This is a genomic window from Streptomyces sp. H27-C3 (assembly GCF_030063415.1).
Taxonomy (GTDB): Bacteria; Actinomycetota; Actinomycetes; order Streptomycetales; family Streptomycetaceae; genus Streptomyces.
On record NZ_JASITA010000017.1, the window covers coordinates 16337 to 40006 of the forward strand.

The 23670-nt window shown below is 68.9% G+C and carries 21 protein-coding genes, 2 tRNA genes and 1 pseudogene; 6 read left to right on the forward strand and 18 right to left on the reverse strand.

Annotation, left to right across the window (positions count from 1 at the left end; translation table 11 throughout):
- Positions 1-91: 91 nt before the first annotated feature.
- From mreD to folC, 6 genes are all read right to left on the reverse strand, one after another.
- Positions 92-757, reverse strand: coding sequence for a rod shape-determining protein MreD (mreD, locus tag QMK30_RS18565; RefSeq protein ID WP_283519404.1), 666 nt, complete (start codon positions 755-757; stop codon positions 92-94).
- Positions 758-769: 12 nt separating this feature from the next.
- The gene (gene mreC, locus QMK30_RS18570; protein ID WP_283519405.1) at positions 770-1708 is read right to left on the reverse strand and encodes a rod shape-determining protein MreC; all 939 of its coding nucleotides are present in this window, start codon (positions 1706-1708) and stop codon (positions 770-772) included.
- 100 nt (positions 1709-1808) lie between these two features.
- Positions 1809-2828, reverse strand: a complete 1020-nt coding sequence (locus QMK30_RS18575) for a rod shape-determining protein (protein ID WP_283519406.1) — start codon at positions 2826-2828, stop codon at positions 1809-1811.
- 288 nt (positions 2829-3116) lie between these two features.
- The gene (gene ndk / locus QMK30_RS18580; protein WP_283519407.1) at positions 3117-3530 is read right to left on the reverse strand and encodes a nucleoside-diphosphate kinase; all 414 of its coding nucleotides are present in this window, start codon (positions 3528-3530) and stop codon (positions 3117-3119) included.
- A 176-nt stretch (positions 3531-3706) separates the two neighbouring features.
- Positions 3707-4069, reverse strand: a complete 363-nt coding sequence (locus QMK30_RS18585) for a DUF4233 domain-containing protein (protein ID WP_283519408.1) — start codon at positions 4067-4069, stop codon at positions 3707-3709.
- A gap of 6 nt (positions 4070-4075) precedes the next feature.
- The gene (gene folC, locus QMK30_RS18590; RefSeq protein ID WP_283519409.1) at positions 4076-5602 is read right to left on the reverse strand and encodes a bifunctional tetrahydrofolate synthase/dihydrofolate synthase; all 1527 of its coding nucleotides are present in this window, start codon (positions 5600-5602) and stop codon (positions 4076-4078) included.
- Positions 5603-5733: 131 nt separating this feature from the next.
- Here folC and QMK30_RS18595 point away from each other — a divergent pair, with 131 nt between their 5' ends.
- A complete protein-coding gene (locus tag QMK30_RS18595; protein WP_283519410.1) occupies positions 5734-6753 on the forward strand; it encodes a rod shape-determining protein in 1020 nt (339 codons plus the stop codon).
- Between the two features lie 117 nt (positions 6754-6870).
- On the opposite strand, the gene QMK30_RS18600 is transcribed toward QMK30_RS18595, so the two are convergent.
- Positions 6871-8028 carry a sensor histidine kinase gene (locus QMK30_RS18600; protein ID WP_283519411.1) on the reverse strand — a complete coding sequence of 386 codons (1158 nt, stop codon included), beginning with the start codon at positions 8026-8028 and terminating at the stop codon, positions 6871-6873.
- A 136-nt stretch (positions 8029-8164) separates the two neighbouring features.
- Positions 8165-10816 carry a valine--tRNA ligase gene (locus QMK30_RS18605; RefSeq protein ID WP_283519412.1) on the reverse strand — a complete coding sequence of 884 codons (2652 nt, stop codon included), beginning with the start codon at positions 10814-10816 and terminating at the stop codon, positions 8165-8167.
- 136 nt (positions 10817-10952) lie between these two features.
- On the opposite strand from QMK30_RS18605, the gene QMK30_RS18610 reads away from it, so the two are divergent.
- Positions 10953-11945: a hypothetical protein gene (locus tag QMK30_RS18610; RefSeq protein WP_283519413.1), complete on the forward strand. Its 993-nt coding sequence runs from the start codon at positions 10953-10955 to the stop codon at positions 11943-11945.
- A gap of 82 nt (positions 11946-12027) precedes the next feature.
- Here the strand turns inward: QMK30_RS18610 and clpX are convergent, their stop codons facing one another.
- The 5 genes from clpX to QMK30_RS18635 form a co-directional block, all read right to left on the reverse strand.
- Positions 12028-13311 carry an ATP-dependent Clp protease ATP-binding subunit ClpX gene (gene clpX, locus QMK30_RS18615; RefSeq protein ID WP_283519414.1) on the reverse strand — a complete coding sequence of 428 codons (1284 nt, stop codon included), beginning with the start codon at positions 13309-13311 and terminating at the stop codon, positions 12028-12030.
- Positions 13312-13456: 145 nt separating this feature from the next.
- Positions 13457-14131 (reverse strand): ATP-dependent Clp protease proteolytic subunit, encoded by a 675-nt coding sequence (locus tag QMK30_RS18620; protein ID WP_283519415.1) that lies wholly within the window; start codon positions 14129-14131, stop codon positions 13457-13459.
- 44 nt (positions 14132-14175) lie between these two features.
- Positions 14176-14781 carry an ATP-dependent Clp protease proteolytic subunit gene (locus QMK30_RS18625; RefSeq protein ID WP_283519521.1) on the reverse strand — a complete coding sequence of 202 codons (606 nt, stop codon included), beginning with the start codon at positions 14779-14781 and terminating at the stop codon, positions 14176-14178.
- A 240-nt stretch (positions 14782-15021) separates the two neighbouring features.
- Positions 15022-16443, reverse strand: coding sequence for a trigger factor (tig, locus tag QMK30_RS18630; RefSeq protein WP_283519416.1), 1422 nt, complete (start codon positions 16441-16443; stop codon positions 15022-15024).
- A 196-nt stretch (positions 16444-16639) separates the two neighbouring features.
- Positions 16640-16716, reverse strand: a tRNA-Pro gene (locus tag QMK30_RS18635).
- Positions 16717-16879: 163 nt separating this feature from the next.
- Between QMK30_RS18635 and QMK30_RS18640 the strand changes: the two genes are divergently transcribed.
- Positions 16880-16953, forward strand: a tRNA-Gly gene (locus tag QMK30_RS18640).
- A 136-nt stretch (positions 16954-17089) separates the two neighbouring features.
- Here QMK30_RS18640 and QMK30_RS18645 read toward each other — a convergent pair.
- Positions 17090-17284: a hypothetical protein gene (locus tag QMK30_RS18645; protein WP_283519417.1), complete on the reverse strand. Its 195-nt coding sequence runs from the start codon at positions 17282-17284 to the stop codon at positions 17090-17092.
- A gap of 516 nt (positions 17285-17800) precedes the next feature.
- On the opposite strand from QMK30_RS18645, the gene QMK30_RS18650 reads away from it, so the two are divergent.
- Positions 17801-19027 (forward strand): acyltransferase family protein, encoded by a 1227-nt coding sequence (locus QMK30_RS18650; RefSeq protein ID WP_283519418.1) that lies wholly within the window; start codon positions 17801-17803, stop codon positions 19025-19027.
- Here QMK30_RS18650 and QMK30_RS18655 read toward each other — a convergent pair.
- Genes QMK30_RS18655 through QMK30_RS18665 form a run of 3 tightly spaced genes read right to left on the reverse strand, consistent with a single transcriptional unit; the run spans position 19011 to position 20894 of the window.
- On the reverse strand, positions 19011-19484 hold the full coding sequence (locus QMK30_RS18655) for an HD domain-containing protein (protein WP_283519419.1): 474 nt from the start codon (positions 19482-19484) through the stop codon (positions 19011-19013). The genes QMK30_RS18650 and QMK30_RS18655 overlap by 17 nt on opposite strands.
- Positions 19485-19494: 10 nt before the next feature.
- Positions 19495-20736, reverse strand: a complete 1242-nt coding sequence (locus tag QMK30_RS18660; RefSeq protein ID WP_349362080.1) for an ABC transporter permease — start codon at positions 20734-20736, stop codon at positions 19495-19497.
- Complete coding sequence (locus QMK30_RS18665; RefSeq protein WP_502963163.1) at positions 20736-20894, reverse strand: hypothetical protein; 159 nt, start codon at positions 20892-20894, stop codon at positions 20736-20738. The genes QMK30_RS18660 and QMK30_RS18665 overlap by 1 nt, the downstream gene beginning before the upstream one ends.
- A 58-nt stretch (positions 20895-20952) precedes the next feature.
- Between QMK30_RS18665 and QMK30_RS18670 the strand changes: the two are divergent.
- Positions 20953-21276, forward strand: a pseudogene (locus tag QMK30_RS18670) (cation:proton antiporter domain-containing protein); the annotation flags it as partial.
- Positions 21277-21295: 19 nt separating this feature from the next.
- On the opposite strand, the gene QMK30_RS18675 reads toward QMK30_RS18670, so the two are convergent.
- The gene (locus QMK30_RS18675) at positions 21296-22234 is read right to left on the reverse strand and encodes a TetR/AcrR family transcriptional regulator (RefSeq protein WP_283519420.1); all 939 of its coding nucleotides are present in this window, start codon (positions 22232-22234) and stop codon (positions 21296-21298) included.
- A gap of 154 nt (positions 22235-22388) precedes the next feature.
- Here QMK30_RS18675 and QMK30_RS18680 point away from each other — a divergent pair, with 154 nt between their 5' ends.
- Positions 22389-23501, forward strand: a complete 1113-nt coding sequence (locus tag QMK30_RS18680; RefSeq protein ID WP_283519421.1) for an FAD-dependent monooxygenase — start codon at positions 22389-22391, stop codon at positions 23499-23501.
- Positions 23502-23670 lie beyond the last annotated feature (169 nt).

The window sequence follows — 23670 nt, forward strand, 5'->3', positions numbered from 1 at the left end:
TCGGGGGCGCCGTGCTGCTCCCCCGGGAGATTCGGCCTCATACGGTCCCCCCTCGGGATGGTCCGGGGCCGCGCCCCGGGGTGACGCGTCGTCACAGTCGCTTGACCCCCTTGATACGTCCGGCCTTCGCGGCCCGGCTGCGCGCGGCCTTCAGCCGCAGTCCGCCGCGCTGGTTGCCGATGCGCAGCCCGGTGCCCGACGACATCCAGCCGGTGGCGACGTCGGCGCCGCCGCTCTGGGAGTCGGCGAGCGGGTCGTTCTCCGCGCGTCTCGCCAGCGCCATGATCAGCGGGACGACGAACGGGGCGAGCAGCAGGTCGTACAGCGCGGAGGTGAACAGCAGGCCGCCGATACCCACATGGCGGGCCGAGGTGTCGCCGACGAGGGCGCCCACTCCGGCGTACAGCATGGTGGAGCCGAGGGCGGCGGCGACGACCACGACCATCGGTCCGGTGGCGGACCTGAGCTGGCCGTTCTCCGGCTTGGCGAGGCCCGCGAGGTAACCGATGAGGCACAGAACGAGCGCGTAGCGGCCCGCTGCGTGGTCGGCCGGCGGCGCCAGGTCGGCGAGGAGTCCCGCGCCGAAGCCGATGAAGGCGCCGCTGACATGGCCGTAGACGAAGGCCAGGCCGAGCACGACGAGGAGCATCAAGTCGGGTACGGCGCCGGGGAGTTGAAGCCTGGCGAGCACGGTGACCTGGACGACCAGGGCGACGATCACCAGGGTGGTGGAGAGCAGCATCCGGTTGAAGCGCACGAGGTTCAGCTCCTACTGGGTGCCGTTGACGGGGGGCGCCGCCCCCGGGGTGACCGTGACGGTGACCGTGGGGGTGGGCTTGGGACCTGCGGGCTTGGGCGGCAGCACGGTGTCACGCGGGTTCTCCCGCGGGGCCTCCACGACGACGCCGACGATGTCGAGCTTGGTGAAGCCGACGTACGGGCGGACGTAGAGGGTGCGGGTGAGGTCGCCGCCGGAGGGGTCGACGCGAATGACCTCGCCGACCGGGACTCCGGGCACGAACGGCTTGGCCTTGCGGGAGCCGAAGGTGACCAGCCGGTCACCCTTCTTGATCTTGGCCTTGCCGTTGAGCAGCTGGACGCTGAGCGAGCGGTCGCCCTGGCCGGTGGCGAAGCCGATCTCGTTGGTCTTCTCCATGCGGGTGCCGACGGTGAAGTCCGGGTCGTTGGCCAGGAGCACGGTCGCGGTGCCCGGGCCGACGGTGGTGACGCGGCCGACGAGTCCGTCGCCGTTGAGTACGGTCATGTCCCGCTTGATGCCGTCGTTGCTGCCCGCGTCGATGGTGACGGTCCAGGAGAAGCCCTGGGCCGCTCCTATCGCGATGACCTCGGCGCCTTTGATGCCGTACTGCCCGGCGCCCGCCTTCTTGAGCATGCCGTCCAGCTCGCGGACGCGGCTGCGGTTACGGTCGTCGCTGCCGAGTTTCTGCTTGAGTGATGCGTTTTCGCGCTCCAGGGCGCTGATGCGGTCGTGCCGTTCTCCGGAGTCCCGAACGGCTCCTATGGCATTGCCGATCGGGTCGACCGCCGTGGCGACCCCGTTCTCCACAGGTCCGAAGACCGTGGCGGCGGCCTGCCTGGCACCGTCGACCGGCGACTGTTCGCCACCGCGGATATCCACCGTAATCAGTGCGAATGCGATGGCGATCAGCAGCACCAGGAGCAGCCGGCTCTCTCGTGTGTCCCTCACGTGCGGCGGCCGTGCCTTCCTCGTCGGAATTCCCATGCCTGTATATCAACGATCCGCCGCACGAGGCGGCAGGCCTCGTACGGCGGATTCTTCAAGCGATTCATCTACGGGGCTGAGCGTCCAGCACCTGCTGGAGCGCCTCGAACTCCTCGACGCACTTGCCGGCCCCGAGCGCGACGGAGTCGAGCGGGTCCTCGGCGATGTGGATGGGCATGCCGGTCTCGCGGCGCAGCCGCTCGTCGAGGCCGCGCAGCAGGGCGCCGCCGCCGGTGAGGACGATGCCGCGGTCCATGACGTCGCCGGACAGCTCCGGCGGGCACTTGTCGAGCGTCGTCTTGACCGCGTCGACGATGGCGTTGACCGGCTCCTCGATGGCCTTGCGGACCTCGGCGGCCGAGATGACCACGGTCTTGGGCAGACCGGAGACGAGGTCGCGGCCCCGGATCTCGGTGTGCTCGTCCTTGTCCAGGTCGAACGCGGAACCGATGGTGATCTTGATCTGTTCGGCGGTGCGCTCACCGAGGAGGAGCGAGTACTCCTTCTTGATGTGCTGGATGATCGAGCTGTCCAGCTCGTCGCCTGCGACCCGGATGGACTGGGCCGTGACGATTCCGCCGAGCGAGATGACGGCGACCTCGGTGGTGCCGCCCCCGATGTCCACGACCATGTTGCCGGTGGCCTCGTGGACGGGCAGGCCGGAGCCGATGGCCGCGGCCATGGGCTCCTCGATGATGTGCACCTGACGGGCACCGGCCTGCGTGGAGGCCTCGATGACCGCGCGCCGCTCGACACCCGTGATGCCGGAGGGCACACAGACGACGACCCGGGGGCGGGCCAGATAGCGGCGCTTGTGGATCTTCAGGATGAAGTAGCGGAGCATCCGCTCGGTGATCTCGAAGTCGGCGATCACGCCGTCCTTCAGTGGCCGGACGGCAACGATGTTGCCCGGTGTCCGGCCGATCATCTTCTTCGCCTCGGAACCTACGGCGAGGATGCCACCGGTGTTGGTGTTGATGGCGACGACGGAGGGTTCGTTGAGCACGATCCCGCGACCCCTGACGTACACCAGCGTGTTGGCAGTCCCGAGGTCGATAGCCATGTCACGGCCGATGAACGACATTGAGTTCCCCTTGTTCCCCATGAGGATGCGTCGGGCCTTCCCAAGTGGAGCGATGATGGCATTTGGTAGGCGAAAGAAGTGCTGTGGGCGTGGAGGCTTCCATCGTAGTGCCGCCTGCACGAACGCAGCGCGAGGGTCCTTCGCCATTGTGAGCGGAACACGTACCCGCCCCAGTAATGGTGACGTCGTGTCGGAGGGATGCGTTCCCTCCATCCTCCTGCATATACCGAAGGGCGACCGAATTACTTCGGTCGCCCCAGGCCACAGCTCTGAATGGCTGACGCTATGTCAGGAAATGCCGGGGAAGAAAAGCTTCAGCTCCCGCTCCGCGGACTCCTCGGAGTCCGAGGCGTGGATGAGATTCTCCCGAACGATGGTCCCGAAGTCGCCACGGATGGATCCACCCTGCGCCTGAATGGGGTCGGTGGGACCCGCCAACTGGCGCACACCCTCGATGACGCGCTCACCCTGGACGACGATCGCGACGATCGGCCCCGAGGCCATGAACTCGACGAGCGGCTCGTAGAAAACCTTGCCCTTGTGCTCGCCGTAGTGCGACTCCAGGGTGTCCTGGTCGAGGCTGCGCATCTCCAGCGCGGTGATCGACCAGCCGGCCTTGCGCTCGATACGGCCGACGATCTCGCCGATCAGGCCGCGGCGAACCGCGTCCGGCTTGAGGAGGACGAGGGTGCGCTGGGTCATGTGCGGCTCCTTGCAGGGCATAGCGGATGCAATGCCCTGAGGCTACAAGGACACGCCGGAGAGGCGGCACCCGGACCTGCCCGGCCCGGATGCCCACCGCCACTGAGGGCCGCCGCCACCGAGGCTGTGCCTGGCGTGGAGCCGCGCCCGGACCCGCCCGGCCCGGACGGCCACCGCTACTGAGGCTGTGCCTGGCCTTCGGCCTGCTCGGCCTGCGCCGCCCAGCGGGCCTTCGCCTCGTCGATCTGGCGGCCGTAGTGGATCGACGCCCACCACAGGCCCGCGAAGACCGCGCCGAGGAAGAACATCGTCGGGACCACGAAGCCGCTGACGATCAGCCCGATCTGGAGCGCCCAGCCCAGCTGGAGCCCGCCGGGCCGCGAGATCACTCCGCAGAGCAGCACGGACAGCAGCATCGCGATGCCGCACACCGTCCAGACCGCGGTCGTCGACAGGTCGTCCGACTTCATCGCGACCAGGCCCGCGAAGGCCACCACGAAGAACTCGCTGATCAATGTGGAAGCGCAGAGCATACGCACAGGAAATCAGCCCCTCCCCAGGAGCAGCCGGGCTTCGCCGACCGTCATCACCGAACCGGTCACCAGGACGCCGCCGCCGGCGAACTCGCCGTCTTCCTCCACCAGAGTGAAGGCGGCCTCCAGGGCGTCGTCGAGGCGCGGCTCGACCTGCACGCGCTCGTCGCCGAAGACCTCCACGGCCAGCGCCGCCAGCTCGTCCACGTCCATCGCGCGGTGCGCGGAGTTCCGGGTGACGACGATCTCCGCGAAGATCGGCTCGAAGGCCTCAAGCACGCCCCGCACGTCCTTGCCCGCGGTGGCGCCGACCACCCCGATCAGCCGGCTGAAGCTGAACGCCTCGCCGACCGCCTGGGCAGCGGCCCTGGCCCCCGCCGGATTGTGCGCGGCGTCCAGGACGACCGTCGGGCCGCGCCGCACGACCTCCAGGCGGCCCGGTGACGTCACCGAGGCGAAGGCCTTGCGGATGGTCTCGATGTCGAGCGTGCGGGCCTTCTCGGCGCCGATGCCGAAGAACGCCTCGACCGCGGCCAGCGCCACCGCCGCGTTGTGCGCCTGGTGCGCGCCGTGCAGCGGCAGGAAGACCTCTTCGTACTCGCCGCCGAGGCCGCGCAGGGTGATCAGCTGGCCGCCGACCGCCACCTCGCGGGCGACGACGCCGAACTCCATGCCCTCGCGGGCCACCGTGGCGTCCACCTCGACGGCCTTCTTGAGCATGACCTGCGCCGCGTCCACCGGCTGCTGCGCCAGGATGACCGTGGCGCCCTGCTTGATGATCCCGGACTTCTCGACGGCGATCTCGCCGGGCGTGGAGCCCAGCCGGTCCGTGTGGTCCAGGTCAATGGGCGTGACGACGGCGACGGACGCGTCGATCACGTTGGTGGCGTCCCAGCTGCCGCCCATGCCGACCTCGACGACCGCCACATCCACCGGGGCGTCGGCGAAGGCGGCGTACGCCATGCCCGTCAGCGCCTCGAAGAACGACAGCCGGTGCTCCTGCGAGCCGTCGGTCATCTCGATATACGGAGCGATGTCCTGGTACGTCTCGATGAAGCGCTCGGCGTCGATGGGGGCGCCGTCCAGGCTGATGCGCTCGGTGATCGACTGCACGTGCGGGCTGGTGTAGCGCCCGGTGCGCAGCTCGAAGGCGCTGAACAGGGCCTCGATCATGCGGGCCGTGCTGGTCTTGCCGTTGGTGCCGGTGATGTGGACCGACGGATAGGCGCGCTGGGGCTCGCCCAGGACGTCCATCAGTGCGGCCATCCGGACCAACGACGGGTCGAGCTTGGTCTCCGGCCAGCGGCTGAGGAGCTCCTGCTCGATCGCCCGCAGCGCCTTGTCCACCTCCGGGTCCTGGGGGCGTCCTGGCACGTCCTCGCCCAGCGGCACGCTGCCCTGCGTGCGCAGGGTGCGGCTGCCGGCCTCGATCACCGCCAGGTCGGGATCGCGGCTGGTCTCGGCCTGCGCGATCGCCTCGAAGGCGTCGTGGGCGTCGTCGGGGGCATCGCTGTCATCGTGCGGGGGGAGCTGACTCACGGGGCCAGTCTACGGAGCCCCGCCGACAACGCCGGTGACAGGACCTTGGACCCACTCTTCGGGGACCTTTGGCGTGGTGTGTCCGTAGAGGTGGGTGTAAGTCTGAGAGATCACGATCGGGAGGGTCTCAAGTGGGCGACACGGCCAAGGACATCGGCATAGACCTGGGGACGGCGAACACGCTCGTGTACGCCCGCGGAAAGGGCATAGTCCTCAATGAGCCGTCCGTGGTGGCGATGAAGGCGGGCTCGGCCGTCGCGCTGGCCGTCGGCACCGAGGCCAAGGAGACGATCGGGCGCACGCCCGGTTCGATCACGGCGATACGTCCACTCAAGGACGGTGTGATCAGCGACTACGAGGCCGCCGAGGAGATGATCCGGCACTTCGTGCGCAAGGCCGTCCCCGGCCGCAGGCCCCGTACCCGCATGGTCATCTGCGTACCGAGCGGCATCACGCCCGTCGAGCGCCGTGCGATCGTGCACGCCGCCGATCGGGCGGGTGCCCGCGCGGTGCACCTCATCGAGGAGCCGATGGCCGCGGCGATCGGGGCCGGGCTTCCGGTGTCCGAGCCGCGCGGTTCCATGGTCGTCGACATAGGCGGCGGCACCACGGAGGTCGCCGTGATCTCGCTCGGCGGAATCGTCACGGCCCAGTCCCTGCGGGTCGGCGGCGACCGTCTCGACACCGCGATCTCGGACTACGTACGCAAGAAGCACGGCCTGTACATCGGTGAGCGGACGGCCGAGCACACCAAGATCTCCATCGGGTCCGCCTGGCCGGTGCCGGGCCAGGCGGCGCGGGAGGAGATGACCTTCACCGTGCGGGGCCGGGAGAAGGTCTCCGGGCTGCCGCAGCTCCTGGAGCTGACGACCTCCGAGGTGCGCGAGGCGCTCGACGAGCCGCTGGACGCCATCGTCGCGGCCGTACGGGCCACCCTGGAGGCATGCCCGCCCGAGTTGGCCGGCGATGTCATGGAGCACGGGATCGTGCTGACGGGTGGCGGCGCGCTGCTGCCGGGTCTCGATCTGCGGATCGCCGCGGCGAGCGGGATCGCGGTGTACGTCGCGGAAAACCCGCTGGACTGTGTGGCGCTCGGCTCCGGCAAGTGCGTGGAGGACTTCGACTCCCTCCAGAAGCTGCTCGCGGCCTGAGGGGCGCGTGCCCGGGTCCCGTGCGGCCCGTGCGGCGCCCCGGGGCTCGGCGCAGACCCGGAGACAGGCGCGGTGCCGACGCACGCGGTGGCCGGTCCGGGCAGGGCGTGGCGCTGCTCAGGCGATCCCCGTCGGCAGGACGGCCACCACCTCGTACGTGCCGTCCCTGCGGCCGGCCTCCAGCGTGCCGCCCATGGTCCGTACCCGCTCCTCCATCGAGAACGTGCCGGTGCCCGCCGAGACGGGCGCCCTGGCCGGCGCGGAGTCCGGCAGCGGGTTGCGGGCCTCGATGCGCAGCAGGCAGTCGTCGAAGGTGATGCGTACCCGCACGGTTTCGCCCGGTGCGTGCTTGGCCGCGTTCGTCAGGCACTCCTGGACCACCCGGTGGACCGCGGCCTGGCGCAGCGGTGACAGGCCGTACGCCGCCTCGGCGATCTCCAGCTCGACCGGGCCGCCGGCCTGCTCGCTCTCCGCGGCGAGGGCCGTGAGCCCGTCGAGCCCCGGGGTGGCGCCGCGCTCGCGGGCCCGCCGCACGATGATCTCGTTGAGGATGCGGTGCGCCTTGCGGGCGGTCTCGGACAGCTCGTCGAAGTCCTTCTGGTGCGCCTCACCGCGGGCCCGCACCGAGAGCACCTCGGCCCGTACGGTCAGGAGGGTCAGCTCACGGCCCACGAAGTCGTGCACATCGCGCGCGACCGAGGTGCGCTCCCGCTGGACGGCCTGCAGCGCGGTGGTGGTGGCCCGCTGGGCGGCCAGTTCCCGCACGAGATCCTGCCGGTACGCGGCGATGCCGACGCCCGAGGCCAGCACCCCGATCGGCACCACCAGGCTGAGGAAGTCGCTCAGCGAATCCCCCCGGTACTCGGGCCAGCCCGGCAGATTGAACAGCGCGTACGCCACGACGACGTATCCGACGGTGGCCAGGATCCCGGCCGTACGCCCCCGATAGCGGCCGACGGAGTAGAGCGCGAACTGGACCAGGGTCAGCTCGTGCAGCCACCCCAGGAACAGCAGCGCCGCGAGATACGGCACCCAAGGCGCCCGGCGCCGCACCAGCAGCGTGGCCGCGCCGATCGCGAGGACGGCGGCCGCGTCCACGCCGGACAGCGAGTTGTCGGCCTTGGCGAGCCCCGGGATGTCGAGGCCCATCAGCGCGAAACAGCTCAGCGCGGTGAGGACGTCGAAGGTGCGCGGCGAGACCGGTCGGTGCTCCAGCCAGCGACGGCCCACTGCCACCGCACGGCGTACCGGCGAGGTGGCGGGCGGTGCGTGCATGCCATCCATCATCCAAGGTCGCCGGACCCCTTCCGCGGGACTTCGGGCACGAAGTGAGTGATAAGACGCACTGGCGCGGGTACGCCGAGGGCCCCGGCGAAGCTGCGCCGGGGCCCTCGGTTTCGTACGTACCGCCCTACTTCTCCGGCAGCGCCGCCAGCTGCTCGGTGATGCGCTCGATGTCCGCCTCGGCCTTGGCGAGCCGCGCGCGGATCTTGTCGACCACGTTGTCGGGGGCCTTGCCGAGGAAGGCCTCGTTGCCGAGCTTCCCGTGGGCCTGGGCCTTCTCCTTCTCGGCCGCCGCGAGGTCCTTCGCCAGGCGCTTGCGCTCCGCCTCGACGTCGATCGTGCCGGACAGGTCGAGCGCGACCCTGGCTCCGGCGACCGGCAGCGAAGCGGTGGCGTGGAAGTCCTCACCGGCGGGCTGGAGGCGCAGCAGTTGGCGGATGGCCGCCTCGTGCGGGGCCAGCGCCGTGCCGGTCAGGGTGAGCTCGGCCGGGACCTTCTGGCCGGGCTGCAGGCCCTGGTCGGAGCGGAAGCGCCGGACCTCGGTGACGACCTGCTGGACCAGCTCGATCTCCTGCTCGGCCGCGTCGTCGCGGAAGCCGCCCGGGGCGTCAGCCCCAGGAACGAGCACAGCCTTGGGCCAGTCGGCGACGACGAGCGACTCGCGGCCGGTCATCGTGGTCCACAGCGTCTCCGTGACGAAGGGGACGACGGGGTGCAGGAGGCGCAGCGTGACGTCGAGGACCTCGCCCAGGACGCGCGCGGAGACCTTGGCCTCCTCGCCGCCCGCGAAGAACGTCGTCTTGGACAGCTCGACGTACCAGTCGAAGACCTCGTCCCACGCGAAGTGGAAGAGCGAGTCCGAGAGCTTCGCGAACTGGTAGTCCTCGTAGTACGCGTCGACCTCGGCCACCGTCGCGTTGAGCCGCGACAGAATCCACCGGTCGGTCGCCGACAGCTGCTCGACCGGCGGCAGTTCACCCTCGACGGTCGCGCCGTTCATCAGCGCGAAGCGCGTGGCGTTCCAGATCTTGTTGGCGAAGTTGCGGGATCCCTGGACCCAGTCCTCGCCGATCGGGACGTCGACGCCCGGGTTGGCACCGCGGGCCAGGGTGAAACGGACCGCGTCGGAGCCGTACTTGTCCATCCAGTCCAGCGGGTTGACCGCGTTGCCGAAGGACTTCGACATCTTCTTGCCGAACTGGTCGCGGACCATGCCGTGCAGGGCGATGGTGTGGAACGGCGGGGTGCCGTCCATGGCGTACAGGCCGAACATCATCATCCGGGCGACCCAGAAGAAGAGGATGTCGTACCCGGTGACCAGGACCGAGTTCGGGTAGAACTTCTCGACGCTCGGGGTCTGTTCGGGCCAGCCCAGCGTGGAGAACGGCCACAGCCCGGAGGAGAACCAGGTGTCCAGGACGTCCGTGTCCTGGTGCCAGCCTTCGCCGGTCGGCGCCTCGTCGTCGGGACCGACGCAGACGACCTCGCCGCCCGGCCCGTACCAGACCGGGATCCGGTGACCCCACCAGAGCTGACGCGAGATGCACCAGTCGTGCAGGTTGTCGACCCAGCCGAAGTAGCGGGGCTCCATCTCCTTCGGGTGGATCTTGACCCGCCCGTCGCGGACCGCGTCGCCGGCTTCCTTCGCCAGCGGGGCGACCTTGACCCACCACTGCAGGGACAGCCGCGGCTCGATGGTCGTCTTGCAGCGGGAGCAGTGCCCGACGGAGTGGACGTACGGACGCTTCTCGGCGACGATCCGGCCTTCGGCGCGCAGCGCGGCGACGATGGCGCTCCGTGCCTCAAGGCGGTCGAGCCCCTGGAAGGGCCCGTGCGCGGTGATGACCGCGCGCTCGTCCATCACGGCCAGATTGGGCAGACCGTGGCGCTGGCCGATCTCGAAGTCGTTCGGGTCGTGGGCGGGCGTGACCTTGACGGCGCCGGTGCCGAACTCCGGGTCGACGTGCTCGTCGGCCACGACCGGGATACGACGGCCGGTGAGCGGCAGCTCGATCTCGGTACCGACAAGGTGCTTGTACCGCTCGTCGTCGGGGTGAACGGCGACAGCGGTGTCACCGAGCATCGTTTCGGCGCGGGTCGTCGCGACGACGATCTCGGCGTCCCCGGAGCCGTACCGGACGGAGACCAGCTCGCCGTCGTCCTCCTGGTACTCGACCTCGATGTCGGAGATGGCCGTCAGACAGCGCGGGCACCAGTTGATGATGCGCTCGGCGCGGTAGATCAGCTCGTCGTCGTACAGCTTCTTGAAGATCGTCTGGACGGCCTTGGACAGACCCTCGTCCATGGTGAAGCGCTCGCGCGACCATGCGACACCGTCACCGAGGCGCTTCATCTGCCCGGAGATCTGGCCGCCGGACTCTTCCTTCCACTTCCAGACACGCTCGACGAACGCCTCGCGACCCAGGTCGTGGCGGGACTTGCCCTCCTTGGCGAGCTCGCGCTCGACGACGTTCTGGGTGGCGATGCCGGCGTGGTCCATGCCGGGCTGCCAGAGGGTCTCGTAGCCCTGCATGCGCTTGCGGCGGGTGAGGGCGTCGATGAGCGTGTGCTCGAAGGCGTGCCCCAGGTGGAGCGAGCCGGTGACGTTCGGCGGCGGGATGACGACGGTGAACGGCGGCTTGCCGCTCTCCGCGTCGGCTTCGAAGTAACCGCGCTCCACCCAGCGCTCGTACAGCTTCCCCTCTACCTCGGCCGGCGCGTACTGGGTCGGCAGTTCGGGGGCGGGGGCTGCGGGCTGTTGCTGAGAGTTCTCGGTCACAGGCTCAGTTTACGGGCGTCACGACCCCGTACCGAAACCGGATTCCTGGTACCCGGCATGGGCCCCGCCGCCGCATGATGTCGCAGGTTCCGTCAGGATGTTCGGAACGCGTAAACATCTGGAGGGGAACCCAGTAATGAGCTACAACCAGCCGGGCCCGTACGGCGGGCAGCCACAGCAGCCGGGCCCCTACGGCCAGCAGCCCGGCCCGTACGGCCAGCAGCAGCCCCCGCAGGGCCAGCCCAACCCGTACGGCCAACAGCCCCCGCAGGGCCAGCCCGGCTACGGCTACCCGCAGCAGGCCCCGCCGCCCCAGGGCTACGGCTACCCGCAGCAGGGCCAGCAGCAGCCCCCGTACGGGCAGCCCCAGCAGCCGGGGCCGTACGGGCAGCAGCCCCAGTACGGCGGCGGCCAGTTCCCGCCGCCCCCGCCGGCCGCCCCGAAGAAGAAGACGGGTCTGATCGTGGGCGTGGTGGTCGTGGCGCTGGCGGTGATCGGCGGCGGTGCCTATTTCCTGGTCGGTTCCGGTGGCTCCGCCGACCTCGCGGACGACGGCCCCCACAAGCTGACGACCCCGGCGACGGTGCTCGGCGAGTACAAGCGCCTCAGCGGGGACTCCGTCGGTAAGACGCCGAACGCGGAGACCAAGCAGAAGTTCACCGACATGGGTGTCGAGGACGGCCACCCCGCCACCGGCATCTATTCGACGACGGATCTCACCAAGATCGATCCCAAGAACCCCAGCTCGCTCGAGGACGCCAAGAACTCGAAGAGCCTGAATTTCTTCGGCGCCTGGGGCAAGATCAGCGACCCAGAGAAGGCCGTCGACGCGTACTTCGCCAACACGAAGCGCGAGGCCGAGAAGGAGTCCGAGAAGAACAAGGTCACGCTGGTCGGCGAGCCCAAGGAGGTCTCTCCGGACGGCTTCGACGGCGGCATCATGAAGTGCCAGGCCATGGAGTCCAAGAACCCCACCACGGGACAGGCCCAGACCAGCTCCTTCTGCGCCTGGTCGGACTACAGCACGATGGGCGTCGTCGCCCCCAACAGTGCGGCGAAGCCCACCAGCGCGGAGGAGGCGGCCGGCATCACCGCCAAGCTCCGCACGGAGATCCGCGTCAAACAGTAACAGCGCGCGCACTCAACACGCAGGGGCGCCCGGCCAGTTGACTGGCCGGGCGCCCCTGCGTCGTACATGCTGCGGGTAACCGCTACGCGGACTTCTCGTGGCGCTCGCCCTTGCCCACGATCCGCGGGACCAGCGTCGGGTACACGTTGGAGCGGACCACTTCGGCCGTGATGACCACGCGGGCCACGTCCTTGCGGGACGGGACCTCGTACATCACCGACATCAGGACTTCCTCCATGATGGCGCGCAGACCGCGTGCGCCCGTCTGGCGGAGGATTGCCTGGTCCGCGATCGCTTCCAGCGCCTCGTGCTCGAACTCCAGCTCCACGCCGTCGAGTTCGAAGAGCCGCTCGTACTGCTTGACCAGTGCGTTGCGCGGCTCGATAAGGATCTGAAGGAGCGCTTCGCGGTCCAGGTTGTGGACCGAGGTCAGGACCGGGAGGCGGCCGATGAACTCGGGGATCATCCCGAACTTCACCAGGTCCTCCGGCATGACCGCCTGGAACTGGTCGCTCGCCTCGATCTCCCGCTTGGAGCGGATCGTCGCGCCGAAACCGATGCCCTTGGCGCCCGCCCGCGACTCGATGATCTTCTCCAGGCCGCTGAACGCGCCGCCCACGATGAACAGCACGTTCGTCGTGTCGATCTGGATGAACTCCTGGTGCGGGTGCTTGCGTCCGCCCTGCGGCGGGACCGATGCGGTCGTGCCTTCCAGGATCTTGAGCAGCGCCTGCTGGACGCCTTCGCCCGAGACGTCGCGCGTGATCGACGGGTTCTCGCTCTTGCGGGCGACCTTGTCGATCTCGTCGATGTAGATGATCCCGGTCTCGGCCTTCTTGACGTCGTAGTCGGCGGCCTGGATCAGCTTCAGCAGGATGTTCTCGACGTCCTCGCCGACATAGCCGGCCTCCGTCAGCGCCGTCGCGTCCGCGATGGCGAACGGGACGTTGAGCATCCGGGCCAGCGTCTGCGCCAACAGCGTCTTGCCGGAGCCCGTGGGGCCCAGCAACAGGATGTTGGACTTGGCGAGTTCGATCGCGTCTTCACGCCCGGCCGCGCCGCCGTTCTCGCCGGCCTGGACGCGCTTGTAGTGGTTGTAGACCGCCACCGAGAGGGCCTTCTTCGCGGGCTCCTGCCCGACGACGTATCCCTCGAGGAACTCATAGATCTCGCGCGGCTTGGGAAGTTCTTCCCAGCGCACTTCCGAGGTCTCGGCGAGCTCCTCCTCGATGATCTCGTTGCAGAGGTCGATGCACTCGTCGCAGATGTACACACCGGGCCCTGCGATGAGCTTCTTCACCTGCTTCTGGCTCTTGCCGCAGAACGAGCACTTGAGCAGGTCGCCGCCATCACCGATGCGTGCCACGAGGTGCTTCCCCTTCGCCTGGGAGACGCCTGGTTCAGCGACTCCTGGTGCCTCATATCCGACGGTACCTTGCCCGGGCCCCCGTACGGGCCCCCCTTGGCACGGTTCACATTGTCGTGGACGGTGCCAAGGGGCGGGATACGTATCAGGCGGCCGCTTGGGCCGTCGTCTTACGGGTGGACACGATCTGGTCAATCAGGCCGTAGGCGAGAGCGCCGTCGGCCGTGAGGATCTTGTCGCGCTCGATGTCCTCGCTGATCTTCTCCAGCGGGGTGGTGGAGTGCCTCGCGAGCATCTCCTCCAGCTGAGCGCGCATCCGCAGGATCTCATTGGCCGCGATCTCCAGGTCGGAGAGCTGCTCGCGGCCGGTCTGCGAGGACGGCTGGTGGATGAGGATACGCGCGTGCGGCAGGGCCATGCGCTTGCCGGGGGTACCGGCGGCGAGCAGGACCGCGGCGGCGGAGGCCGCCTGGCCCATGCAGACCGTCTGGATGTCCGGCTTCACGAACTGCATCGTGTCGTAGATGGCCGTGAGGGCCGTGAACGAGCCGCCGGGGCTGTTGATGTAGATCGAGATGTCGCGGTCCGGGTCCATCGACTCCAGGCACAGCAGCTGCGCCATGACGTCGTTGGCGGAGGCGTCGTCGATCTGCACACCGAGGAAGATCACGCGCTCCTCGAAGAGCTTCGCGTACGGGTCGTACTCACGCGTGCCCTGCGAGGTGCGCTCGACGAAGCGCGGGACGATGTAGCGGTTGTCTACCTGGGGGCCCGTGTAGAGGCCGCTCGCGGAGTAGTCGTTCATGTGGGTGTTCACCATCCTGGTGGCGTTCGGTGGGCTGGGGAGGTTCGGCTGCCGGGGGCTCAGGCCCCGGTGCCGCCGCCACCCGGAACGCCCGAGGCGGAGGCCATGATGTCGTCGATGATGCCGTACGCCTTGGCCTCTTCGGCCGAGAACCAGCGGTCGCGATCACCGTCGCGGATGATCGTCTCGATGCTCTGGCCGGAGTGCCGCGCGGTGATCTCGGCCATGCGCTTCTTCGTACGGAGAAGCTGCTCGGCCTGGATCTTGATGTCGGAGGCGGTGCCGCCGAGACCCGCGGAGCCCTGGTGCATGAGGATGTCGGTGTTGGGAAGCGCGAAACGCTTACCGGCGGCGCCACCGGTGAGCAGGAACTGGCCCATCGAGGCCGCCATGCCCATACCGATCGTGACCACGTCGTTCGGGATGTACTGCATGGTGTCGTAGACGGCCATGCCAGCGGTCACCGAGCCACCGGGGCTGTTGATGTAGAGGTAGATGTCCTTGTCCGGTTCCGCGGCAAGGAGGAGCAGCTGCGCCGTGATCTTGTTGGCGATGTCATCGTCGACCTGCTGTCCGAGGAAGATGATGCGCTCACCGAGCAGTCGGCTGTAGACCTGGTCGCCGAGGCCACCACTGAAGGACGGCTCACCGGCGGCCTGGGGCATCAGATTCGTCACGTATCCACCTGCTCGTCTCTGACGGCTCCAGCCGTCTCAGCGTCTTCGTACCGGAAGGCGGGGACTCCCCACGCTCCTCTTCATGGACCCTAACGCGCAGGTGGGACAACGCCATCCCGCTTCCCGAACTGTTCGCTCGGAGCGCAAGGTCCGGGCCCGTACCGGTGTACGACGATGGGCCCGGACGCGTGAAGCGTCCGGGCCCATCGACAGGAATCAGGCAGAGGCTCAGGCCTCGGTCTTGTCCTTGGGCTCGGCGTCGCCGGCCTCGGCCGACGCGTCGGCCTGGTCGGCGTCGGAGGCCGCCTCGACCGCTTCCGCGGTCTCGTCGTCCTCGTCTTCGTCGTCGAGCTCGACGAGCTCACCGTTGGTGTCGGTGACCTTGGCGGCCTCGACCACCACGGCCAGCGCCTTGCCGCGGGCGACCTCGCCGACGAGCATCGGAACCTGGCCGCCTTCGACGACGGCCTGGGCGAACTGGTCGGGGCTCATGCCGGAGGTGGCCGCACGCCGCATGAGGTGCTCGGTGAGCTCCTCCTGGTTGACGTTCAGCTTCTCCTTGTTGACGAGCTCGTCAAGGATGAACTGGGTCTTGATGCCCTTGACGGCCTGCTCGGAGAGCTCGGCTTCGAACTCCTCGGCCGTCTTGCCCTGAATCTCGAGGTACTTCTCGAGGTCCAGGCCCATCTGGCCGAGCTGGTGGTTCTCCAGGTTGTGCTTACGGGTGTTGACCTCGTCCGCGAGAAGCTTCTCGGGGATCGGGACCTCCGCCAGCTTCAGCAGCTCGTCGAGGACGCGCTCCTGGGCCTGCGTGGCCTGGTCGTACTGCTTGGTGCTCTCGAGGCGCTTGCGGCTGTCGGCCTTGAGCTCGTCCAGTGTGTCGAACTCGCTCGCCATCTGCGCAAAGTCGTCATCCAGCTCGGGCAGCTCGCGAGCGGCGACCGCGGTGACCTTTACGGCGACCTCGGCCTCCTTGCCCTCGGCGGTGCCGCCCTTGAGCTCGGAGGTGAAGGTGGCCTCGCCACCCGCCTCCAGGCCGGTCACGGCCTTGTCAATGCCTTCGAGGAGTTCGCCGGAACCGATGGTGTACGAGACACCCTCGGCGACGCCGTCCTCAAGGACCTCGCCGTCGACCTTGGCCTCCAGGTCGAGCGTCACGACGTCGCCTTCGGCGGCGGCGCGCTCGACCGGGTTGGTGGAGGCGAAGCGCTCGCGCAGCTCCTCCACGGCCTTGTCGACGTCCTCGTCCTTGACCTCGATGGCATCCACCTCGACCTCGATGCCGGAGTAGTCCGGAATCTCGATCGTCGGGCGGATGTCGACCTCGGCGGTGAAGGACAGCAGCTCGCCGTCCTTCAGCTCGGTGATGTCGACGTCGGGCTGGCCGAGAACGTTCAGCTCACCCTCGTTGACAGCCTCGGTGTAGAACTTCGGGAGAGCGTCGTTGACGGCCTCCTCCAGCACAGCTCCACGGCCGAACCGCTGGTCGATGACTCGGTTAGGGATCTTTCCCTTGCGGAAGCCCTTCACCGTGACCTGCTGGTTGATCTTCTTGTACGCCGCGTCGAGGCTGTCCTTGAGCTCCTCGAAGGGCACCTCAATGCTGAGCCGAACCCGGGTCGGGTTCAGGGTCTCCACGGCGCTCTTCACGGTTCGGTCTCCTTGGGGCTGACTTCTGGGGTTCTGCTGGGCCGCACGGTGGCGGCTTCGCCGATCGGGCCCGGTACATCAGACACACGGGCACGCAGCTTGCATAGTAACGGCAAGCAGGAGGAGTCCCACAATGCGATCTTGAAGCGTGATCGCACGGGGACCCTGCCGGCAACCCTGCCGGTAAAGGTGGTGATGGTCGGGGTGGCCGGATTCGAACCGACGACCTTCCGCTCCCAAAGCGGACGCGCTACCAAGCTGCGCCACACCCCGTCGGTGCGACACGTAGGGTACATGCCCGCGGACGGCGCGTCCGCCGCATTGTTCGCGACCCGGCCCGCCGCCCCGCCCACCGCATTAGCGGGTGTGCGCCGAACGGCCGGAACCCGCTACGATGCTCTCCGTGCCGCAGTCACCGACCTGCGGCGCGACATGTGCGGGCGTAGCTCAATGGTAGAGCCCTAGTCTTCCAAACTAGCTACGCGGGTTCGATTCCCGTCGCCCGCTCCACATGACGAAGGCCCAGGTCAGCGGCGTAAATCCGCTTCCTGGGCCTTTGTCGTCCCCCGGGCGAGATCAGCCGCCCGCGCCCCCTGCGTGCCCGTTCCGGCCGGAGTTTGGGCTACGTGATTTGCCAGGTCCGCACTCAGAAGCTGATCTGGTTGATGGTGTCCGCTATCGAGTCGAGAAATCGATTGATGGACGGCGCCATGCCGGTGGACGCGAGGAAGAAGCCGAAGAGCACGGCCACCACCGCCGGCCCCGCCTTGAGCGAGCCCCCGCGGATCAGCACCACCAGCACGATCGCCAACAGAAGCACCACAGACAGTGAGATGGCCACAACTGATCACACCCTTGGTCGGTCCGCCTTGCCGGCCCGGGAGCGCACGACCCAGCACACACCCGCAAGCCTCCATCGTGCCACCAACTCAGCACTGATGGCTGCCGGGTGACGGAACGTGGGAAACCGCTTGGCGCCACCGGCGCGCCCCGCGGGTACCCCGGCGCGGGCGTCGTACGCGCACACCGTCGAATTGAACGGTCCTGCGCGGAAGTTTATTGAGCTTGATCGTTTCATTACCCACACATGACGTTCGCAGGAAATTCGAATAATGGACGCGCGCGACCGGGGTGGTCGACAAAGGCGTAATGAGCCGGACATTTCACCCGAGTCACCCGTCGGCGGTATGCACCATTTAAGTGGGATGAGTTAGGTCATAACAGGGCGAAAATGTGACCTGCACCATCATCCGGCATGGGCATGTCGACTTCTTCCCCAATGGGGTACGCGCACAAATACCAGAAGGGTGAGAACGGGGTTTTACGAAATCGATCCGCCAAGGCTAGGGTGCCTCAGATGTTTCACGCTCCGCACGGATATCAGAGGGCCCCGCTCCCCCCGGCCCGGGAGTTGGAGCCCGAAGCCCCCCTTGCACGGACCGCCATGTCCACCTCGCGGTCCGGGGCCGAAGCAGTACCCACGCCCTCCCCCAAGGGTGCCCCCGCCGCGAAGCACCGCGACGCGTTCTTCGACAACGCCAAGTACCTGGCCATCGTGTTCGTCGCGGTGGCGCACGCCTGGGAGCCGGTGATGGACGGCAGCCGCGCCACCAGGGCGGTCTACTTGGTGGTCTACAGCTTCCACATGCCGGCCTTCATCATCATCTCCGGCTACTTCTCGCGCAGCTTCGACATGAGCCGCAAGAAACTCCAGAGACTCGTCACGGGCGTCGCCGTCCCCTATGTGCTCTTCGAGACCGCCTACGCGTTCTTCAAGCGGTGGGCCGACAACGACCCCGGTCACCCGATCAGCCTGCTCGACCCCTGGTATCTGACCTGGTTCCTGGTCGCGCTGTTCATCTGGCGGCTGACCACCCCGCTGTGGCAGGCGCTGCGCCACCCGATGCCGGTCGCCCTCGGCCTGGCCGTCCTCGCCTCCGTCACCCCCAACATCGGCGACGCCCTCAACCTCCAGCGCGTACTGCAGTTCCTGCCGTTCTTCGTGCTGGGGCTGATGCTGAAGCCCGAGCACTGGCAGATGGTGCGGTGCCGCGAGGTCAGGCTGCTGGCCCTGCCGGTCGTCCTCGGCGCCCTGCACTTCGCGTACTGGGTCGCCCCGCGCCTGCAGCTCGGGTGGTTCTACCACAGCAGTTCCGCCCAGGAGGCGGGCGCTCCGTGGTGGGCCGGGGTCGTCATGACCTTCGCGCTCTTCGGCTGCTCGCTGGTCCTCACCGTCTGCTTCCTGGCGTGGGTGCCCGGCCGCACGATGTGGTTCACGGTGCTGGGCGCCGGCACCCTCGGCGGCTATCTGCTGCACGGCTTCCTGGTGAAGGGCGCCGGTTACGCGGGCTGGTTCGAGACGTACACCTGGCTGTCGACGCCGCTCGGCGAGATCTTCGTGACGGTGGTGTTCGCCGTCGCGGTCACCCTGTTCTGCACCCCGCCGGTGCGGCGGTTCTTCCGGTTCGCGCTGGAGCCCACGATGGACTGGGCGTTCCGCCGCGACGCGGCCGAGGCCGCGCGCAAGCGGGAGAGCGAGCAGCAGCCCGAGCGGGAGTGGCAGCTCGTCAGCAGCTCCTCCTAGGTCCGGAAACAGCCTGGGAGAGGCCGAGGAGGCGGCGTACCTCCGTGTATTTGAGCGTGAGCCGGGCCCTGGTCACCTCGTCGAGTTCGGCGAGGCGACCGGGGTCCGCGTTGTGTGCGAGGTCCGCCTCCTTGACCAGCAGTGCGCCCGGCGTCGCCAGGATGCGGGCGGTGTACGCCGCCCTGTCCTCCCCCGGGCGCTTGGTGACGGCCAGCACCATGTCCTTGACGGAGCGCGGCAGTTCGGCGTTCTCCAGCCATTCGCGGGACAGCGCGTCGTCCTCCACCGCGTCGTGCAGCCAGGCCGCCGCGATCTGTTGCTGGGTGCCGCCCCCGGTGCGAACCCCCTCGGCGACGGCCTGAAGGTGCTCCACGTACGGGCGTCCCGCCTTGTCGGTCTGTGTGGCGTGCGCGTCACGCGCGACGGCCTCCACCTCGGCCAGCGTCAGATAGGTCATGCCCCCACACTTACCGCATGGCCGCGCGGGCCGGCAGTGAGGTGGACGCCCAACCCAGCAGGAGTGTCGCGGCCACGAACGAGCCGTAGACGACCGGCGGGATGTACGGGGCCTCACCCGTCAGGGCGTTCATCATCGGAATGAGCGTGGCCAGGGCGATGCCCGAGCCCAGTGTGATGCCCGCCAGCGTGACCAGCAGCGCCTCCCAGCGCACCATGCCCATCACCTGACGGCGGGTGGAGCCGATCAGCCTGAGGGCGCCCATTTCGTGGCGGCGGGCGAGGACCGTCATCACCAGGGTGTTGGCCCAGACGTTGATTTCACGGTCGAGGCCGACCGCGGTGGTGTAGCCGTCCTTGTCGGTCACCGCGCCCAGCCGCCCCGGCGCGGTCGCCGCCCCTGGGGCGCCCCGGACGAAGAGGTCCGTGGCGAACGGGGACGAAGTGTGGGTCGCCAACGCGCCCTGATCCAGGGTGACCTGCGACAGACCCAGGCCGCGGCTGTACGTGGCGATCATCCGGGGCGCCGCCTTCGTGCCGTCGGGCAGGCGCAGTTCGAGACGGTCGCCGGTCTTCACCTTCTTCGGCTCGGCGAGCGAATCGTCGATGGCGACGGTGCCCTTGCCGAGCCCGGCGAGCGAGCCGGGGGTGACGTCGAGGTCCTGCACAGCGGCGAGGTCCCGGCCGCTGCCCGTGATGCCCTGGGTGGTCATCGACTGGTACCAGCTGTCCCCGAGCGGGCCGACCTCGACCAGGACCGCGGTGTGGCTGATGCCGACGGCCGAGGTGACGCCGGGGATATCGGCGGCGCGGGCGGCGGCGTCGGAGGGCAGACCCACCGGATCGGTGACGATGTGGTCGGCGGTGATGCCCGCCTCACGGCGCTGCTCGCTCACCTGGTTCTCGCTCGCGTGCATGAAAACAAGCGTGGAGGAGAACGCGATCGCGAGCACGATGGGGGGGATCGCGGAGGCCAGTCGGCGGGCCTCGGTACGGGAGTTGGCGGCGGCGAGGGAGCCGGCCGCACCCGCCGCGCGCAGCGGCAGGCCGAAGAGGGCCGCGCAGGCCCGGGCGATCAGCGGACCCAGCAGACCCACCGCGAGCATGAAGAGCATGACGACACCGAGGGAGGCCTGGGCCGCGTGGTCACCCGTATTGGTCGCGGCGATCCCGGCGAGCGCGACGAACGTGCCCACGAAGGCGGCGGGGCGGAAGCGGACGGCGGCCCTGGCAAGGCCGTTCGGGATGAACATCAGGCTGCCGCACCCGCGTAGGCCGGGGTGGTCAGCGCGGTCATGCGGGCGACGATCTGCTCGGCAGAGGCGCGCGGCAGGCTGTCAGCGATCTCGCCGTCGGCGAGGAAGAGGACGCGGTCGGCGTAGGTCGCGGCGGCCGGGTCGTGGGTGACCATCACGACGGTCGCGCCGAGCCGGTCCACCGCGTCCCGCAGCAGGCCGAGGACTTCGGCGAGCCTGCTGTGGCCGGTGCTGATCGCCGTCGCGCTGACGCTGGTGATGAACGTGCTGGCGGGGCTGTCCGCCGCCCGCGTCTACTACTTCGGCGCGGGCCCCGCGGCGAACATCTCCACCACCCTGCTGGCCCGCGGCGAGTTCGCGCTGGTCCTCGCCACGATGGCGGCGGGCGCGGGCCTCGACGAGCGGCTGTCGCCGTTCATCGCGGGATACGCGCTGCTCCTGGCGGTACTGGGCCCGCTGGCGGCCGGTCAGTCGCACTGGCTCGCCCGGATCCTTCCGGACAAACGGGCCGCACACGAAGGCGAGTTGGTGAGCTGACCCCGCGAGGACCCCGCCCTCAGCCCCGAGCAGGGTCCTCGACAACGCGGGCGAGACCGTCGAGCATCGCGGTGAGCCCCAGCTCGAACAGCGCGTCCAGCTTGAGGTCGTACCCGTCCCCGAGGGACCCGTGGACCTTCGCGAAGGTCGGGAAGGCGCCGGAGGAGGCAAGCGCCTCCAGCGCAGGCGTCTGCCGCTCCATCCAGTCGTCCTCCGAAAGCCCGGTCGCCGCCTCGGCCTGCGCCTCGCGCTCCAGATGGACCGCGAGGCCCTGGACATGCGCGTACACCAGCACATGCAGATTCATCAGAGTCTCCGCGCCGAGCCCGTGGCCGTCGAGCGCGCTCAGCGCCCACTCGGCGTGCACCATCAGGTTGGGCAGCATCAGCGGGCGGCCGAGCGAGCCGATGTGCGCGAGCCACGGGTGCCGTCGGTGCAGCACCCACAGGGTGTGCGCACCCAACTCAAGCCGGGCCCGCCAGCCCTCGGGCGCGTCAACGGCCGACGGGTAGGCCGACTCCCCGTACACGGCATCGGCCATGAGCAGCACCAGGTCGTCCTTGCTGGTCACATAGCGGTACGGCGACATCGCGGCGACCCCGAGCCGCGCGGCGACCCCGCGCATCGACAGCGCGGCCAGCCCCTCGGTGTCGGCGAGAGCGACGGCGGCGCGCACGATTCGGTCGCGGGTCAGCTCGTGGTCGGGCTCGGCCGCCACCCGGCGCCGAGCCGTGCGGGCGGCGGCCACCACGGTACCCACCCGGGGCTCGGCCTCGACCAGCCCCTCCTGGCGCAGGGTAGCCAGCGCCTTGGTGGCGGTAGCGAGCGCGACCTCCCAATCCCTGGCGATCTGCCGGGTCGAAGGCACCCGGTCACCGGGCGCCAGCTCGCCCTCCGCGACACGCCGCCGGATCTCGGCAACGATCCGGAGATAGGGCGGATCATTTTTCACGGCCATGGCCGCCTCCTCGCACCTGTACTAGGACAGACATTACCAGCGGAGACATCCGGAATACCGTCAACTGTCCTAGCTCAGCGCCCTATTTATCGCCGTTGCCGACCCTGCGCGTACGACGTACATTCAGCGGCGTACACCGTACCGAGGAGGCACCATGAAGACCGTCCTGATCTCCGGCGCGAGCATCGCCGGTCCCGCGCTCGCCTACTGGCTGCACCACCACGGGTTCGCCCCGACCATCGTCGAGCGCTCCCCCGATCTGCGCGCGGGCGGCCAGGCGATCGACGTGCGCGGCGTGGCGCTGGACGTGGTCGACCGCATGGGCATCGGGACGCAACTGCGCGCGGCCCGCACCAGGATGCGGGGTATGTCGATGCTCGACGGCGAAGGCAACGAGATCCACCGCTCCACGGATTCGACCTTCAGCAGCGGCCAACTGGACAATGAGGACGTGGAGTTGCTGCGCGAGGACCTCACACACCTGCTGTACGAACGAACGCGCACCGACACGGAATACGTCTTCAACGACTCCATCACCGCGCTCACGGAGAGCGAGAGCGGCATACGAACGGACTTCGAGCACGCCCCACCCCGCACCTTCGACCTGGTCGTCGGCGCGGACGGCCTGCACTCCCACACCCGCGCCCTGACCTTCGGCCCGGAAGACGATTTCATCCACCACCTGGGCACCCACCTGGCGATCTTCAGCGCCGAGAACTTCCTGGGCCTGGACAACTGGCAGATGTGGCTGCGCGAGGGCAGCGCGGGCTACGGCATCTACCCGGTGCGCGACAACACCGAGCTCAGGATCGCGGCGGGCTTCGAGGCACCGCCGCTCGCCGACGGCTACGACTACCGCGACACCGACCGGCAGAAGGCACTGGTCGCCGACGCGCTCGACGACCTGGGCTGGGAAACCCCCCGGCTGCTCGAGGCCATGCACGCAGCCCCCGACTTCTACTTCGACTCGATGGCGCAGATCCGCATGGACAGCTGGTCGAAGGGCCGCGTCACGCTGCTGGGCGACGCCGGTTACTGCGCCTCGCCCCTGTCCGGCCAGGGCACAAGCCTGGCCCTGGTGGGCGCGTACGTACTGGCCGAAGAGCTCGGCCGGAATCCGGACGCCCATCACACCGCGTACGCCCGCACAGAGGACCGCATGCGGCCGTTCATCGCCCTGGAAAATCCGGGCGGCCCCGCGACCCAAGAAACAGTAGACCGGGCAAAGTCGGCAATCGACCTGGACGCCGGCCGCCACCTGACGTGAGGAACCACTGTCAGCGCTTCCAACAAGCCGGGGTCCACACCCGCCCGCACGCGACACCGGCGGGAGGGGGTCGGGGCCGCAGGGAGTGGTGTTCGGGACGTCAAGCGCGAGGTGTTGGCCTCTTCCCCGGCCCACGACCCAACGCCCCGCAGTACGCCTGAATCATGCA

Bases quoted from the DNA above. Each gene is read 5' to 3' on its own strand.
- QMK30_RS18665 (WP_502963163.1), bottom strand. From the start codon at position 20,894: ATGGTCACCCACGACCCGGCCGCCGCGACCTACGCCGACCGCGTCCTC.
- QMK30_RS18655 (WP_283519419.1), bottom strand. From the start codon at position 19,484: ATGACCTATCTGACGCTGGCCGAGGTGGAGGCCGTCGCGCGTGACGCG.
- QMK30_RS18575 (WP_283519406.1), bottom strand. From the start codon at position 2,828: ATGTCGTTCATCGGCCGTGACATGGCTATCGACCTCGGGACTGCCAAC.
- QMK30_RS18600 (WP_283519411.1), bottom strand. From the start codon at position 8,028: ATGCACGCACCGCCCGCCACCTCGCCGGTACGCCGTGCGGTGGCAGTG.
- QMK30_RS18675 (WP_283519420.1), bottom strand. From the start codon at position 22,234: ATGGCCGTGAAAAATGATCCGCCCTATCTCCGGATCGTTGCCGAGATC.
- QMK30_RS18660 (WP_349362080.1), bottom strand. From the start codon at position 20,736: ATGTTCATCCCGAACGGCCTTGCCAGGGCCGCCGTCCGCTTCCGCCCC.
- QMK30_RS18620 (WP_283519415.1), bottom strand. From the start codon at position 14,131: ATGGTGAACACCCACATGAACGACTACTCCGCGAGCGGCCTCTACACG.
- QMK30_RS18610 (WP_283519413.1), top strand. From the start codon at position 10,953: ATGAGCTACAACCAGCCGGGCCCGTACGGCGGGCAGCCACAGCAGCCG.
- QMK30_RS18680 (WP_283519421.1), top strand. From the start codon at position 22,389: ATGAAGACCGTCCTGATCTCCGGCGCGAGCATCGCCGGTCCCGCGCTC.
- ndk (WP_283519407.1), bottom strand. From the start codon at position 3,530: ATGACCCAGCGCACCCTCGTCCTCCTCAAGCCGGACGCGGTTCGCCGC.
- QMK30_RS18625 (WP_283519521.1), bottom strand. From the start codon at position 14,781: ATGCCCCAGGCCGCCGGTGAGCCGTCCTTCAGTGGTGGCCTCGGCGAC.
- QMK30_RS18650 (WP_283519418.1), top strand. From the start codon at position 17,801: ATGTTTCACGCTCCGCACGGATATCAGAGGGCCCCGCTCCCCCCGGCC.